General features: G+C 74.1%; 18 protein-coding genes and 1 pseudogene. 4 read left to right on the top strand and 15 right to left on the bottom strand.

From position 1 onward, the window contains the following. Window positions 1-9: 9 nt before the first annotated feature. The 5 genes from PKA89_RS11055 to PKA89_RS11075 all read right to left on the bottom strand — a co-directional run bounded on the left by PKA89_RS11055 (window position 10) and on the right by PKA89_RS11075 (window position 4523). Window positions 10-1476: a 1-acyl-sn-glycerol-3-phosphate acyltransferase gene (locus tag PKA89_RS11055; RefSeq protein ID WP_324419358.1), complete on the bottom strand. Its 1467-nt coding sequence runs from the start codon at window positions 1474-1476 to the stop codon at window positions 10-12. Then, window positions 1476-2525: an NAD-dependent epimerase/dehydratase family protein gene (locus PKA89_RS11060; RefSeq protein WP_324419360.1), complete on the bottom strand. Its 1050-nt coding sequence runs from the start codon at window positions 2523-2525 to the stop codon at window positions 1476-1478. Before PKA89_RS11060 ends, PKA89_RS11055 begins: the two co-directional genes overlap by 1 nt. Before the next feature lie 147 nt (window positions 2526-2672). Continuing rightward, complete coding sequence (locus PKA89_RS11065; protein ID WP_003792170.1) at window positions 2673-2771, bottom strand: AURKAIP1/COX24 domain-containing protein; 99 nt, start codon at window positions 2769-2771, stop codon at window positions 2673-2675. Between the two features lie 152 nt (window positions 2772-2923). Next, window positions 2924-3124 (bottom strand): helix-turn-helix domain-containing protein, encoded by a 201-nt coding sequence (locus PKA89_RS11070; RefSeq protein ID WP_166102834.1) that lies wholly within the window; start codon window positions 3122-3124, stop codon window positions 2924-2926. A 208-nt stretch (window positions 3125-3332) separates the two neighbouring features. Then, window positions 3333-4523 (bottom strand): acetoin utilization protein AcuC, encoded by a 1191-nt coding sequence (locus PKA89_RS11075; protein ID WP_324419362.1) that lies wholly within the window; start codon window positions 4521-4523, stop codon window positions 3333-3335. Between the two features lie 87 nt (window positions 4524-4610). On the opposite strand from PKA89_RS11075, the gene PKA89_RS11080 reads away from it, so the two are divergent. After that, window positions 4611-5276, top strand: coding sequence for a TrkA family potassium uptake protein (locus tag PKA89_RS11080; protein ID WP_324419364.1), 666 nt, complete (start codon window positions 4611-4613; stop codon window positions 5274-5276). A gap of 18 nt (window positions 5277-5294) precedes the next feature. Here the strand turns inward: PKA89_RS11080 and PKA89_RS11085 are convergent, their stop codons facing one another. From PKA89_RS11085 to PKA89_RS11110, 6 genes are all read right to left on the bottom strand, one after another. Beyond that, window positions 5295-5822, bottom strand: coding sequence for a GNAT family N-acetyltransferase (locus PKA89_RS11085; protein ID WP_324419366.1), 528 nt, complete (start codon window positions 5820-5822; stop codon window positions 5295-5297). Window positions 5823-5897: 75 nt separating this feature from the next. Further along, complete coding sequence (locus tag PKA89_RS11090; RefSeq protein WP_324419368.1) at window positions 5898-6416, bottom strand: GNAT family N-acetyltransferase; 519 nt, start codon at window positions 6414-6416, stop codon at window positions 5898-5900. Then, on the bottom strand, window positions 6409-7209 hold the full coding sequence (gene proC, locus PKA89_RS11095; protein ID WP_324419371.1) for a pyrroline-5-carboxylate reductase: 801 nt from the start codon (window positions 7207-7209) through the stop codon (window positions 6409-6411). The genes PKA89_RS11090 and proC overlap by 8 nt, the downstream gene beginning before the upstream one ends. Before the next feature lie 17 nt (window positions 7210-7226). After that, entirely contained in the window at window positions 7227-8177 is a 951-nt protein-coding gene (locus PKA89_RS11100; RefSeq protein WP_324419373.1) for a proline dehydrogenase family protein, read from the bottom strand. 21 nt (window positions 8178-8198) lie between these two features. Then, window positions 8199-8939, bottom strand: coding sequence for an ABC transporter permease (locus PKA89_RS11105; protein ID WP_324419375.1), 741 nt, complete (start codon window positions 8937-8939; stop codon window positions 8199-8201). Beyond that, window positions 8936-9661 carry an ABC transporter ATP-binding protein gene (locus PKA89_RS11110; protein ID WP_324419377.1) on the bottom strand — a complete coding sequence of 242 codons (726 nt, stop codon included), beginning with the start codon at window positions 9659-9661 and terminating at the stop codon, window positions 8936-8938. The genes PKA89_RS11105 and PKA89_RS11110 overlap by 4 nt, the downstream gene beginning before the upstream one ends. 80 nt (window positions 9662-9741) lie before the next feature. Here PKA89_RS11110 and PKA89_RS11115 point away from each other — a divergent pair, with 80 nt between their 5' ends. After that, the gene (locus PKA89_RS11115) at window positions 9742-10416 is read left to right on the top strand and encodes a DUF4232 domain-containing protein (RefSeq protein ID WP_324419379.1); all 675 of its coding nucleotides are present in this window, start codon (window positions 9742-9744) and stop codon (window positions 10414-10416) included. A gap of 17 nt (window positions 10417-10433) precedes the next feature. Here the strand turns inward: PKA89_RS11115 and PKA89_RS11120 are convergent, their stop codons facing one another. After that, complete coding sequence (locus PKA89_RS11120) at window positions 10434-11246, bottom strand: sugar phosphate isomerase/epimerase (RefSeq protein ID WP_324419380.1); 813 nt, start codon at window positions 11244-11246, stop codon at window positions 10434-10436. Window positions 11247-11248: 2 nt separating this feature from the next. Continuing rightward, entirely contained in the window at window positions 11249-12175 is a 927-nt protein-coding gene (locus tag PKA89_RS11125; RefSeq protein ID WP_324419382.1) for a Ppx/GppA phosphatase family protein, read from the bottom strand. Window positions 12176-12243: 68 nt separating this feature from the next. On the opposite strand from PKA89_RS11125, the pseudogene PKA89_RS11130 reads away from it, so the two are divergent. Both PKA89_RS11130 and PKA89_RS11135 read left to right on the top strand, forming a co-directional pair. Continuing rightward, window positions 12244-13047: pseudogene (locus PKA89_RS11130) on the top strand (hypothetical protein); the annotation flags it as partial. A gap of 182 nt (window positions 13048-13229) precedes the next feature. Further along, window positions 13230-13934 (top strand): class I SAM-dependent methyltransferase, encoded by a 705-nt coding sequence (locus tag PKA89_RS11135; protein ID WP_324419384.1) that lies wholly within the window; start codon window positions 13230-13232, stop codon window positions 13932-13934. Between the two features lie 30 nt (window positions 13935-13964). Here the strand turns inward: PKA89_RS11135 and PKA89_RS11140 are convergent, their stop codons facing one another. Continuing rightward, window positions 13965-14330, bottom strand: coding sequence for a VOC family protein (locus PKA89_RS11140; protein ID WP_324419386.1), 366 nt, complete (start codon window positions 14328-14330; stop codon window positions 13965-13967). A gap of 29 nt (window positions 14331-14359) precedes the next feature. Further along, window positions 14360-14564 (bottom strand): hypothetical protein (locus tag PKA89_RS11145; protein ID WP_324419388.1); only part of this gene is annotated, 205 nt, incomplete at its 5' end.

Raw genomic sequence — 14564 nt, forward strand, 5'->3', positions numbered from 1 at the left:
GCCGGGCCCTCAGAAGAACACCGAGCGACGCTGCATGAGCAGCGTGTAGAGCGTCTGCTGGATGGTCTCGCGGACCTGGTCGGTGAGGTCGAAGACGAGCATCGGGTCCTCGGCGGCGCCGTCCTCGTGCCCGGCGGTCTCGATCGAGGTGCCGAACTCGATGATCCACTTGCTCGGCAACGGGACGAGCCCGAGCGGCCCGAGCCACGGAAAGGTCGGGGTGACCGGTGCGTACGGCAGCCCGAGCAGCCGCGCGAGGGTGCCCATGTTGCCGATGATCGGGGCGATCTCCTCGGCCCCGACGACCGAGCACGGGATGATCGGGACGCCGGCCGCGAGCGCCGCCGAGACGAAGCCGCCCCGGCCGAAACGCTGCAGCTTGTAGCGCTCGCTGAACCGCTTGCCGGTGCCCTTGAAGCCCTCGGGGAAGACGCCGACGAGCTCACCCCGGGCGAAGAGCCGCTCGGCGTCCTCGTTCGTCGCGAGGGTCGAGCCCGAGCGCCGGGCCGTCGTGCCGACGAACGGGGTCCGGAAGACGAGGTCGGCGCCGAGCGCGCGCATGGTGCGACGGGCCGGGTGCTCGTCGTGGATGGCCAGCTGGACCATGAGCGAGTCGAGCGCCACCGTGCCCGAGTGGTTGGAGACCACGAGCGCGCCGCCCTCGGCGGGGATGTTCTCGATGCCCCGCACCTCGACCCGGAACCAGTGCCGGTACAGCGGTCGGAGCATCGGGTAGAAGACGTTCTCGGTGAAGTGCTCGTCATAGCCGAAGTCGTCGACGGTGTAGTCGCCCTCGAGCCGGCGGCGCAGGTAGGCCAGCACCTGGGCCACCCGGCGCTCGACGTCCTCGGGAGCGACGCCGGCCGCCTCGGCGGCCAGCCGCAGCGCGGCGACGAGCGCCTCGACGAGGTCGGAGAGGTCGGGCACCGGCAGCCCGGACCGCGACGGGGCGTCGGAGATCGTCGGGTCGAGCGGCGGCGCGGTGTCGGCGACGGGGGCCGGCTCGGCGAGGCGCAGGTGCGGACGCCGGGCCTCGGCGTCGCGGCGGGCCTTCTCGCGCGGGGAGACCCGGCGCCGGCCGGTGCGCTCCCCCGCCTGGGTCGTGGCCCGGGCGGACGGCGCGGAGGTGACGTTCGGGCGGGGACGGTGCTTGCGGACGGCGGGGGTCTCCGGCACGGCCGGCGGAGCGGCGGGCTCGACCGTCGGCGGCGTGGCCTTCCTCACGGCGTCCTTCACCGGCGCGGCCTTCCTCGCGGCGGGCTTCACCGGCGCGGCCTTCGTCGCGGCGGGCTTCGCGGGAGCGGGCTTCTTCGCGGCGGCCTTCGTCACGGGAGCCTTCGGCAGGACGGCCTCGACCGCCGCGTCGTCGGCGACGGTGACCGGGTCGGCGCCGATGAGCGGGGTCGTGCGGCGGCGCGCCCGCTCGCCGCCGGCCCGGGCGGCGCCGGCGGCCAGTGCTCCGCGACGCGCGGCCATCAGCGCCCGCTCCCGGCCCCGAGCAGGCGCAGGACGGCCTGGCTGGCCGAGCCGGCGAGGCCGCTCACGGCGTCACCGACGACGCCGCCGCCGGGCACCGCGGCGCCGACCGTGGCGGCGAACGCCTCGAAGGCCTCGCGGGTGGTGAACCGCGGCTCGAACCCGAGGACGGTGCGCATCCGGGTCGTGTCGAGGCCGCGGCCGAAGGCGAGGAAGCCCATCTGGTCCGGGGAGAAGTCGGCCAGGCCGAGCCGGCGGGTCATCCCGCCGACGAACCCGGCGCTGCCGAGCGGCAGCGGGAGGACCGGCCGGCCGACGAGCGAGGCGGCCTGCAGGACGGTGACGACGCCGTCGCCGGCGACGTTGACGACGCCGGTGGCCGACCCCGTGCCGCCGAGGACGAGCGCGTCGATGGCGTCGTCCTCGTGGAGGAACTGCATCCGGGCGTCGTAGCCGAGCGGCACCGGGATGACCGGCATCGAGAAGTAGTCGGTGATCGAGGTGCGGATGCGGGGCCCGATGACGTTGGCCAGCCGGAGCATGAGGATCTCGGTGTCCGGGCGGCGCCGGGCGAAGCCGCGCACGTAGCCCTCGACCTCGATGGAGTCCTTGCCGAAGCCGCCGCTCGGGGTGCGCCGCGCGCCCATGTCCTCGGTGAACATGGCGGGGTCGCGCGGGGTCGATCCGTAGACGGCGGCCGAGGACTTGACGACGAGGCGCTGCACGGTGCGCGACTTCTGGCACGCCGCCAGCAGCTGCATCGTGCCGATGACGTTGATCTCCTTCTGCGGGGTGCGTCCCCCGACGAAGGTCGGTGTGGCGATGACGTTCATGTGGACGACGGTGTCGACGCCCGCGGACTCGATGACCCGCGAGATCATCGGGTTGCGGATGTCCGCCCGGACGAACTCGACCCCGCCGACGTCGTGCGGCGGTGGGATGACGTCGACGCCGACGACGTGCTCGACCCCGGGCTCGGTGGCGATCCGGCGCGCGAGGAGGCCGCCGAGGTACCGGGACACCCCGGTCACCAGCACGACCCGCGCCATCGCAGCTCCTCCCACGTCGCTCCGTCGGGTCCGACACTACCGAGTCCGTCGGTGGAGCCCGAGCCCCGACCGGTGTGAGGTGTCCCGGACACGACAAAGGCCCCCGGCATCGGCCGGGGACCTTCGGCGGTCAGAGGTGACGCGTCGTCACTTCTTGTTGCGACGCTGGTGACGCGTCTTGCGCAGCAGCTTGCGGTGCTTCTTCTTCGCCATCCGCTTGCGGCGCTTCTTGATGACAGAACCCATGGGTGTTCCTCACGGTGGTACTGGGGGTACGGCGGCCCACCCTACCGGCGGGCCGGTGTCGGCCCCAAACCCGGGGCCGACGGACCCGGCGAACGCGAGGGGCGGCCCGCCGTCGTGGGGGGGCGCCCCCCGGCGACGTGGGTGGCGTCGGATCAGGCGGTGTCGACGAAGGAGCTGCGGAGGTAGGTGTGCACCTCGTCCTCCGGGACGCGGAACGACCGACCGACCCGGATCGCCGGCAGCTCGCCGGCGTGGACCATGCGGTAGACCGTCATCTTCGAGACGCGCATGATCGTGGCGACCTCGGCGACGGTGAGGAACCGCACCTCGCCGAGCTGACGCTCCGTGGACATCGTGACCTCGATCTTCTGCTCGCCGCAGCGCCGGAACACCCCGGCTTGGCTCCCTGCGTCGTGCTGTCGCAACCATAGGGGCAGTTGTGACCACTGTGAAGGCCAACGGATCGAAATTCCTCCGAATGTCCAGCCGACACGCCGAACGGACGGCGGCGAATCCGGCGTGTCGGCGCCGATCGGCCGACGGCCCCTCGGGCGTCCGTCCTCACTCGAACCAGGGGTCGAGGCCGTGCAGCGGGAAGACGGCCTGCCGGGTGGCGAACACGGCCCGGTCGAGCGGGCTGTCCGGGTTGTGGCCCATTCCCCACGGCTGCACCCAGATCGGGAGCCGGTCGGCCGGCAGGTCGCCCATCCGGCGTGGTCCGGGCCGGCCGAGAAGGTGCTCGACGTGGTCGCGCCACTCCTGCGGCACCTCGGCCCGGGCGTCGACGGGGCGGTGCGCCGCGATGGCGGTGAGGTGGGTCCAGGAGCGCGGCACGACGTCGACGAGCTCGTAGCCTCCGCCGCCGAGGGCGACCCACCGGCCGCCGGTCACCTCGTGCGCCAGCGAGTGCAGCTCGTCGTGGGCGCGGCGCTGGGCGTCGACGGTGATGGCGAGGTGCGCGAGGGGGTCCTCGAGGTGGGTGTCGCAGCCGTGCTGGGTGACCAGCACCTCGGGCCGGAAGGCGCGCACGAGGTGGGGCACGACGGCGTCGATGGCGCGCAGCCACGACGCGTCCGTCGTCCCCGGTGGCAGCGCGACGTTCGCGACCGTCCCGCGGGCGTCCGGGCCACCCACGTCGCCGGGCCACCCGGTGCCCGGGAAGAGGTGCTGGCCGCTCTCGTGGAGCGAGATCGTCATCACCCGGGGGTCGTTCCAGAACATCCGCTCCACGCCGTCGCCGTGGTGGACGTCGATGTCGACGTACGCGACCCGTTCGGCCCCGTGGTCGAGGAGCCACTGGATGCCGACCGAGATGTCGTTGTAGATGCAGAAGCCGCTCGCGTGCGTGCGCATCGCGTGGTGGAGCCCACCGCAGTAGTTGACGCCGTGCTCGGCCTCGCCCTCCCACACCCGCCGGCACATCTCGACGGTGCCCTGGACGATGCGCGCCGAGGCCTCGTGCATCCCCCGGAAGGCGGGGTCGTCGTCGGTGCCGAGCCCGCGGTGCACGTCGGCCCGGGACGGGTCGAGGGAGGCGGCCTTGACCGCCTCGACGTACGCCGGGTCGTGGACCGTCGTCAGGAGGTGGTCGTCGGCGACCTCGGTGCTCACGAGGTCGACGTGGTCGAGGACGCCGAGGGAGCGGGCCAGCCGGGTCGTGAGGTCGAGCCGCACGGGGTTCATCGGGTGGTCGGGTCCGAAGTCGTAGGCGGTGAACACGTCGTCCCAGATGACGCTCGTCCGCGGGCCCATGACTGCACGCTACTCGGTGGTCGGTCCGTGGCAGGCTGGACCCGCACCGACCCGCACCGACCCCCGCCGACCGGAGGAGCGACCCCCATGGGCAAGAGCGCGCGCGACGACGAGGTCCTCGTCATCGGGCTCGGCCGCTTCGGCGCCGCCGCCGCCCTCGAGCTGCGACGGCTCGGCCACAAGGTCACCGCCATCGAGAAGGACGGCTTCCTCGCCGAGAAGTTCCTCGGACGCATCAGCCAGGTCGTCCACGGCGACGCGAGCGACGTCGGCGTGATCCGGGACGCGAAGGCGCAGCGGTTCGGCATCGCCGTCGTCGCCATCGGCTCCTCGGTCGAGGCGTCCGTCCTCGCCGCGGCCAACCTCGTCGACGCCGGCGTCCCGGCCATCTGGGCCAAGGCGCTCTCCCCCGAGCACGCGCGCATCCTCGACCGGATCGGGGTGCACCACATCGTCCGTCCCGAGGCCGACACGGGCCGGCGGGTCGCGCACCTCGTCGGTGGCCGGATGCAGGACTACATCGAGTTCGACGACGGCTTCGCGATCGTCAAGATGCGTCCCCCGACCGAGACGATCGGCTTCACGCTCGAGCAGAGTGCGGTCCGCAGCAAGTACGGCGTCACCGTCGTCGGCGTGAAGTCGCCCGGCGAGGACTTCACCTACGCCGTGCCGTCGACCAAGGTCTCCGCGCACGACGTGCTCATCGTCAGCGGCCCGACGACCCTCATCGAGCGGCTCGCGGCCCGCCCGTAGCGGGAGCCGGCCCGGGCCTCAGAGGCTCGGGATGCCGCCGCGGTCGCCACCGAGCGGGAGGGTCATCGCGATCTCCTCCTCGCCGTCGTCCTCGGAGACGACGCGCATCGGCCGGCGCATCCCGGTGGGCCGGAAGCCGAACCCGCTCGCGAAGGCGACGGCCCGGCCGTTGTCGGTGCCGACCCAGTAGTACAGCTGGGTGCGACCCTGCTCGGCCGCGACCCGGGCGCCGGCCTGGACCAGGGCCGCCGCGACGCCGGTGCCGCGGGCCTCGGAGCGCACGAAGAGGCCGAAGAGCTGGGCGGCGTCGGGCTTCTCGTCGCTGACCGAGCCGACGCTCGCGATGCCGAGGGTCTCGCCGTCGCGCTCGGCGAGCAGCCGGGTCGAGCGTTCCATCCGGGCCCGCCAGAACTCCTCCGGCTCGGCCTCCTCGTCGGCGTACGACGCGACGAAGGCGTCGGGCGACTCCTGGAGCGCCGTGAGCCGCATCGACCGGTACTGCTCCCACTCCTCGACGCCCAGCGGACGCACCGTGATGTCGCTCATGGCACGTCACTCTCCCACGACACCCACCGGGTCCGGCAACCGGGCAGGTGAACAGCCGGTGCCGGAGAGGGCTGCTCACGTGAGGTCGAGGGCCATCCGTTCCTCGACGCAGGTGGGGTCCCAGGGCATCACGCCGGTCTCGCCGGTCAGGACGAAGCCCCGGCGGAGGTAGAAGCGCAGGGCCCGGGTGTTCTCGCGGGCGACGTCGAGGACGACCCGGGTGCGCCCCTCCGCCTGCGCGTGCGCCACGGCGGCGTCGACGACGTCGGCGGCGATCCCGCTCCCCCGGCTGCCCCCGGACACCCACATCCCCACGAGGCACGCCTCGTGCCCGGGCTGGTCTCCGCCGTGCCAGAGCCCGGCGGTGCCCACGGGACGGTCGAGGTCCCACGCGAGCCAGGTCGCCGGCCCGCTCGCCGCGTACGCACGCCAGTCGTCGTCGCTCCGGGCGGCCGCCTCGGCGTACGTCGTCCAGAACGCGCGGGGACTGTCGATGAGCGCGGCCAGCCGGACGGCCCGGTAGTCGCGCCACGTGCCCTCGGTGAGCCGCTCCACGCGCAGGCCGGGGTGCAGGCCCGGGACCGCCTCAGCCACCGGCGAGCTCGCGGCTGCGGGTCGCGGCGGCCTCCATCGCGCTGATGAACGCGGCGCGCACCTTGTGGTCGTCCATGACGCGCAGGGCGGCCGCGGTCGTGCCACCCGGCGAGGTGACCTGCTCGCGCAGGACGGTCGGGTGCTGCCCGGTCTCCTTGATCATCGTCGCGGCGCCGTAGAGGGTCTGCACGACGAGCTCGGTGGCGGTGGCGCGCGGCATCCCGAGGACGACGCCGGCCTCGATCATCGCCTCGACGACGTAGAAGATGTAGGCCGGCCCGCTGCCGGAGATCGCCGTCACGGCGTCCTGCATCTTCTCCGGCACCTCGACGACCTTGCCGGTGGCGGCGAGCAGCTCCCGGGCCTCGGTGAGGTGCTGCGGCTCGCAGTGCGCGCCGCCGGAGACCGCGGCCATCCCCTGGTCGACGAGTGCCGGGGTGTTCGGCATCACGCGGACGACCGAACGGCCCTCCGGCAGAAGGGACTCCACGAACGCGGTCGTGATGCCGGCGGCGAGGCTGACGACGAGGTTGCCGTGCTCGACGTGCGGCGCGATCTCCTCGAGGAGCGAGCCCATGTCCTGGGGCTTGACGACGAGGACGAGCGTGTCGGCCAGCGCCGCCGCCTCCGTGTTCTCGAGGACCCGGACGCCGTACCGCTCGACGAGCTCGGCGGCGCGCTCGGCCCGGCGCTCGGTGATGACGAGGGAGTCCGCCGGGCGCCCGGCGCGCAGCAGCCCCGAGAGGAGCGTCTCGCCCATGACACCGGCACCGAAGATCGCGACCGTACCCATGGGCCCGACCCTAGTGCTCAGCTGCTCCCGGCGAGCGAGCGGAGGAAGAAGCGCAGGTTCGCGGGTCGCTCGGCGAGTCGCCGGACGAGGTAGCCGTACCAGTCCTCGCCGAACGGCAGGTAGACCCGCATCTGGTGGCCGCGGTCGGCGATCCGCTTCTGCTCCGTCGAGCGCACCCCGAGGAGCATCTGGAACTCGTAGGAGTCGGCGGAGCGGCCGTGGTGGCCGGCGAGGGCCTGCCCGATCTCGACGAGCCTCGGGTCGTGGCTGGCCACCATCGGGTAGCCCTCGCCGGCCATGAGCACCTTGAGGCAGCGGACGTAGGAGAGGTCGACGTCACCGCCGTCCTGGTACGCAACCGACGCGGGCTCCTTGTAGGCGCCCTTGCACAGGCGGACCCGGCTGCCGGCGCCGGCGAGGTCGCGGCAGTCGGCCTCGGTCCGGTGGAGGTAGGCCTGCAGCACCGCTCCGACCCAGGGGAAGTCCGCACGCAGCGCGCGGACCGCCTCGAGCGTCCGGTCGGTCGTCGTGTGGTCCTCCATGTCGAGCGTGACCGTCGTGCCGACCCGGTCGGCGGCCTCGCAGATGGCGCGGGCGTTCTCGAGGGCGATGGCGTCGCCGTCGCCGGGGATCGCCTGCCCGACGGCGCTCAGCTTGACGCTCACCTCGGCGGCACCGAACCGGGCGAGGTCGGCCTCCTCGAGCGCGCCGAGCAGGGCGATGTAGGTGTCGCGGGTGCGCTCGGCCTGGGCGCGGTCGGTGACGTCCTCGCCGAGGTAGTCGATCGTCGCGAGCCGGTTCGTCGCCCGCAGCTCGCCGGTGACGGACACGGCCTCGGGGACGGTGTCGCCGGCGACGTAGCGCGAGACGACCGACCGGCTCACCGGTGCGGTGACGACGGCCGTGCGCACGGCGTCGGATCCGGAGAGCTGGAGCAGGGCTCCACGGAGCAGGTCGGAGGCGTCCACGACGAGCAGGCTAGCCGCAGGTCAGGGCGTGCGGCGGCGCAGGGTGAGGCTGCCCAGGACGAGGGCACCGGCGACCCACAGCACCATGACGCCGAGGCTCGGCAGCACGTCGCCGAGCGGGTCGGTGCTCGTCGCGACGTCCTTCATCGCGTCGACGGCGTAGGAGAGCGGCAGCACGTCGGAGAGCGCCGAGAGCACGCCGGGCATCCGGTCGCGGGGCATGAGCAGCCCGCAGAGGAGGAACTGCGGGAGGATGAACGCCGGCATGAACTGCACGGCCTGGAACTCGGTGCGCGCGAACCCGCTCGCCAGCAGGCCGAGCGCCGTGCCGAGCAGCGCGTCGAGGACGGCGATGACGACGAGCAGCCACACCGGCCCGGCGATCGACAGACCGCACACCCAGATGGCGAAGCCGCTCGCGACGAGGGCCTGGACGACGGCCATCACGCCGAAGGCCAGGGCGTAGCCGAGCATGAGGTCGCCCTTGCCGAGCGGCGTCGTGAGGAGCCGCTCGAGGGTGCCGGTCGTCCGCTCGCGCAGGGTGGCGATGCTGGTGACGATGAACATCACGACGAGCGGGAAGACGCCGAGCAGCGCGGGCCCGATCGAGTCGAAGACGTCCACCGGGCTGTCGGCGTAGACCCAGGCGAGCAGGCCGAGGAGCACGCACGGGACGACGACCATCAGCGCGACGGTGCGGTGGTCGCCCCGCAGCTGGCGCAGGATGCGGGCCGCGGTCGCGAGCGTGATGCGGACGGTCATCGCCCATCCTCCGCTGCGGCGTCGACGAGCGCGAGGAAGGCGGCTTCGGCGTCGTCGGTCCCGGTGCGCTGCAACAGGTCCGGGAGGGTGGAGTCGCTGAGGACGTGGCCCGCCCGCAACAGCACGAGGCGGTCGCAGCGCACCGCCTCGTCCATGACGTGGCTCGAGACGAGGAGGGTGCGCCCCTGACCGGCGAGGTCGCGGAAGATCTGCCACAGCTCGCGCCGCAGCACCGGGTCCAGGCCGACCGTCGGCTCGTCGAGGACGAGGACCTGCGGGTCGCCGACGAGGGTGCACGCGAGCCCGGCCCGGGACAGCTGGCCGCCGGACAGGTTCTCGACACGGGCACCGGCGTGGTCGGTGAGGTCGACCGCCTCGATGGCGCGCTCGACCGCGTCCTGGCCGGCACCGACGACCTGCGCGAAGTAGCGGACGTTGTCGCGCACCGACAGGTCGGCGTAGACGCTGGCCGCCTGGGTGAGGTAGCCGACCCGGTGGCGCAGCCCCGGGGAGCCCGCCGGCTCGCCGAGGACGGTGACCGTGCCGCCGGCGACGACCTGCACCCCGACGACCGCACGCATCAGCGTCGACTTGCCGCCGCCGCTCGGGCCGAGCAGCCCGACGACCTGCCCCTCCGGTACGGCGAGCGAGAGGTCGGGCAGCACCTCGCGTCCGCCCCGGACCACCCGGAGGTGCTCGACCACGATCGCGTCGGCGGCCATGCACCGACCTTGGCACCGGGCCGTCCGGAAGTCGAGGGGACGCACAGGTGACGCCCAGACTCGGTTCCTACGGTGCCGGTGTGACTCGCGAGACGGTCCCGTCCACGCGGCGCCGGGCATCCCCCCGGCACCGCGGCAGCCTCGTCGGGGCGGGGGTGCTCGGGGTGGGACTGTTCCTCACCGGCTGCAGCGGCGGAGGGTCCGGAACGGCCGGCGGTCCCGCCACGTCCGCCTCCGTGCCGTCCACGGCGTCGCCCACCGGGTCGGCTCCGGCGAGCAGCACGGCGTCCCCGTCGAGCAGCACGTCGACGCCGACGGACCACCCCCGCCGGTGCACCCTGGCCCAGCTCGACGTCGGCGCCACCGTCCCGTCGGGGGCGGGTGCGGCGGGCAGCACCGCGCTGCTGCTCACCTTCCGCGACACCGCCGACGTCGCCTGCGTGCTCGACGGTTTCCCCGGCGTCTCGTTCGTGGGTGGCGGCGACGGGACCCAGCTCGGGGTGTCGGCCCGACGCACCGGCGCCGCACAGACGGTCACGCTCGAGCCGGGCCGGACGACGACGGCGCTCGTGCGGGTCGCCGACGCCGGCAGCTACCCCGAGACGTCCTGCGACCCGACCGCGGCCGACGGGCTGCGCGTCTACCCGCCGGGTTCGACCGAGGCGGCGTTCGTCCGGTACCCGACGAAGGCCTGCCGCGGGAGCACCGGCGACTCACCACAGCTGACCGTGGCGTCGGTGGGCACGACCGCCTGAACGCCGGTCCCGCCGGTTCAGGGCACCGGGGCCAGGTGCAGCCGCGCGAAGGCGAGCGACTCGGCGAGGTCGAGCTCGCGCTGCGCCTCGTCCGCGCGCCGCGTCGACACCTCGACGACGACGTGCCCGGCGAAGCCGCCGGTGGCCAGCTCCTCGAGGACCTCCCCGCACGGTTGGCTGCCGCGGCCGGGCACGAGGTGCTCGTCGCGCGGCGACCCCGAGCCGTCGGCGAGGTGCAGGTGGGAGAGCCGTGGCCCGAGCGAGCGCGTCATCCCGAGGGCGTCCGAGCCGGCGGTCGCGGTGTGCGACAGGTCGAGCGTGACGTGGTCGTACGGCTGCGGCACGGGGTCCCAGTGCGGGAGGTAGGCCTCCATCTCACGGGTGCGCGGGCCCGCCCGCCACGGGTACATGTTCTCGACGGCGAGCCGGATGCCGGTGTCGTGCTCGCGGACCGCGACGCCGTCGGCGAAACCGCGGGCGTAGTCGCGCTGCCACCGGAACGGCGGGTGCAGGACGACCGTGTCGGCGCCCAGCTCGAGGGCGAGCTCGACCGAGCGGTCGACCTTCTCCCACGGGTCGGTGCCCCACACCCGCTGCGTCACGAGGAGGGTCGGCGCGTGCACCGAGACGACGGCCACGCCGTGGTGCTCGGCGAGCCGGCGCAGCGCCCCGGCCTCCCGGGTCAGCGGGTCGGTCCAGACCATGACCTCGACGCCGTCGTAGCCGAGCCGGGCGGCGGTCGCGAAGGCGGAGGCGCAGCCCTCCGGGTAGACCGAGGCCGTCGAGAGCGCCACCCGCGCGGCGGGGGTCCGGGGCCGACGGGCCGGCACGCTCACCCCATCCGGTCGAGGTGCCGCAGCAGGATGCCCTCGCGCAGGGCCCAGGGGCAGATCTCGAGCTCGTCGAGGCCGAGGAGGTCCATGGTCGCGTCGGCGACGACGGCGCCGGCGAGCAGCTGGCGGGCGCGGGGCGCCGAGACGCCCGGGAGCCCGGCGCGCTCGCCGGCGGTCATCCCGGCGATCTCCTGGAGCGTCTCGCGCAGCCGGTCGCGGGGGAGGACGCGCCGCTCGTACATCCCCTCCGAGCTCGGGGCCGCCCCGCACACGCGGGCGAGGGAGCGCATCGTCTTGCTCGTGCCGACGGCGAGGTCCGGGGGACCGGCCTTGGCGAGGGGCCGCAGCTCGGCGGCGATGGTGGCCCGGACGCGGCGCCTGGCCTCGCGCACCTCGTCGGCCGACGGCGGGTCACCGCGGAGCAGGTCGCGGGTCACCCGGCCGGCGCCGAGGGGCATCGAGATCGCGACGTCGGGCTCCTCGTCCATCCCCATCGCGAGCTCGAGGCTGCCGCCGCCGATGTCCGCGACGAGCAGGGTGCCGGCCGACCACCCGAACCAGCGGCGCACCGCGAGGAAGGTGAGCCGGGCCTCATCCTCCCCGGTGAGGACGTCGAGCCGGACGCCGGTGCGCTCGGCGACGTGGTCGAGCACGGCGGTGCCGTTGGGGGCCTCGCGGATGGCGCTGGTGACGAAGCCGCGCAGGTCCTCGACCCCCTGGTCCTCGGCGACGGTGAGGCACTCGGCGACGAACTCGGTGAGGCGGTCGCGGCCCTCGTCGGCGATGCGGCCGTCGTCCGTCACGTGCTCGGCGAGACGCAGGTCGATCTTGTGCTTGCTCGCGGGCAGCGGCTGGGCGCCCGGGTGGGCGTCGACGACGAGGAGGTGGACGGTGTTCGATCCGACGTCGACGACCCCGAGGCGCATGGGGCAAACGTAGTCGCTGCGGCGTGGGGCGGCCCCACCGCGGCCGCGGGCGTGCATAGGGTGGGCGGGTGCCCGAAGCGTCCCTCGACATCCCCCGCACCTGGGCCGAGTTCGTCGACCCGGCCGACCCGGGCCAGCGCTTCCGCGTCGACCTCACGTGGCTCACCTCGAGCTGGACGTGCATCTACGGGGCCGGGTGCCGGGGCATCTACGCCGACCGCCCCGACGACGGCTGCTGCACGCTCGGCGCGCACTTCACCGACGACGACGACCTCGAGCGGGTCCGCCGGGTCGTCGCCGAGCTCGGCGAGGACGAGTGGCAGCACCATCCCGGACTCGGGAAGCGCGGCGACAAGGACCCGTCGCGGCGCTCGGCCTGGACCGAGGTCGACGAGGACGGCGACCGCAAGACCAAGGTCGTCGACGGCGCGTGCATCTTCCTCAACCGGCCGGGGTTCCCGGCGGGCGCCGGGTGCGCGCTGCACCAGCACGCCGTGCTCACCGGGCAGCCTCCCCACGAGGTGAAGCCCGACGTCTGCTGGCAGCTGCCGATCCGGCGCTCGTACCGCACGGTCGAGCAGCCGGACGAGACCTCCTACCTCGAGGTGACGATCGCCGAGTACACCCGGCGCGGCTGGGGCCCCGGCGGGCACGACCTCGACTGGTACTGCTCCTCCAACCCGGAGGCCCACGTCGGCCGCGAGCCGGTGTACCGCGGCAGCCGGGCCGAGCTGGTGACGCTGATGGGCGAGGCGGCCTACGCCGAGCTCGAGGTGCGCTGCGAGGCGCACCTCGCGGCGGTGCGGCACGCCCGCTCGGTCGGGGCCCGCAAGCTCATCCCGCTCCTCGTGCACCCGGCGACGGCCGAGGCGGGCACGATCGGTGGCCGACGCGAGAAGGTCAAGCGGCGCCGGGGCACGACCGCGCTGCCGGGGTCCGGCGACGGCGGTGTCCCGGAGGCCGGCTCGAACGAGCCCGCCCGCCCGGTGCCGGGGTCCTCGGGGTCGTCGGGGTCGTCGGGGTCGCCCCGACCGTCGGGGTCGCGCCGGTCGGGATGAGCGACGCCGCGCCGCCGCGCGTCATCCGCAGCCCGAACATCTGGGACACCCCGGAGGTCTACGAGCTGGAGAACCTGGCCTCGGACCGCGCCGGTGTCATCGACGCCGCCGTCGGTGCCCTGCACCCGCTGCGGGACGCCGTAATCGTCGACGTGGGGTGCGGCAGCGGGTTCCACCTGCCGCGGTTCGCGGAGCGTGGCGCGCGCGTCGTCGGGGTGGAGCCCCACCTGCCGCTCGTGCGGCGGGCCGCGGACCGGTTGCGGGAGCGTGGGTCCCGGGCTCGGGTCGTGGCCGGCAGCGCCGAGGCGCTGCCGTTGGCACCGGGGTCGGTCGACGTCGTCCACGCGCGGTGGGCGTACTTCTTCGGTGCCGGCTGCGAGCCGGGACTGGCCGAGCTCGCCAGGGTCGTGCGTCCGGGGGGTGTCGCGTGCCTCGTCGACAACGACGCGACCCGGTCGACCTTCGGCTCCTGGTTCTCGCGAGCCTATCCGGCATACGATCCGGTTGCGGTGCAGCGCTTCTGGGACCGGCAGGGTTTCACGACCGAGTCGTTGACCATCGCGTGGACCTTCGACCGCCGAGAGGACCTCGAGGCCGTGGTCCGCATCGAGCTGCCGCCCGGGCCCGCGGAGGCGGTGCTCGCCGAGCACGAGGGTCTGACGGTCGACTACGCGGTCGCCCTCCGCTGGCGCCGCTACTGAGGTCCGCGAGCGAGGAGTGGGCGGCGCCACTCAGTGCCGTCGGTCGGTGAAGCGCCAGTAGTAGCCGTCGGGGTCGGTGAGGCGGAGGTCGGTCAGCCCCCACGGCCGGAGGGTGAGGTCGTCGGCGAGCTCGATGCCCGCCCCCACGATGGTGTCGCGCGTCGTCCGGACGTCGTCGACCTCGACGACGAGCTCCGCCCCGGCGGGGACCGCCCGCAGCTCTCGCGACACCGGGTCGGACTCGGCCGCGCCGAGCCTGATGTCGCCCAAGCGCAGGCTCGCGTACCGCGGCGGGCCCGCACTGCGGCCGACGACCTCGAACCCCAGGCGCTCGTAGAAGTCGACGGTCACGTCGAGGTCGGCCGGGAAGATCTCCAGACGCAGGGTCGGCTCCACGCTCCCAGTCTGTCCGACGACCGGGGCGTTCAGAACGGGGGCCGGGTGGGCGCCGCGGGTCGCGCGTCGGCGCGTGGTGGATGGAGCCCTGTGACGTGGACGGGGTGCGGTGGCCGGCGGACCTCGACACGGCAGGTGCTGGGCAGGGGGTCGCGTCCGCCGAGGGTGTGCTCGATGGTGAACTCGAGGGTCGAGTGGGGTGCGTCGGGGTCGACGAGGCTGGGTCTGGGGGGT

It is taken from the genome of Phycicoccus sp., assembly GCF_035325325.1.
Classification (GTDB): domain Bacteria; phylum Actinomycetota; class Actinomycetes; order Actinomycetales; family Dermatophilaceae; genus Phycicoccus.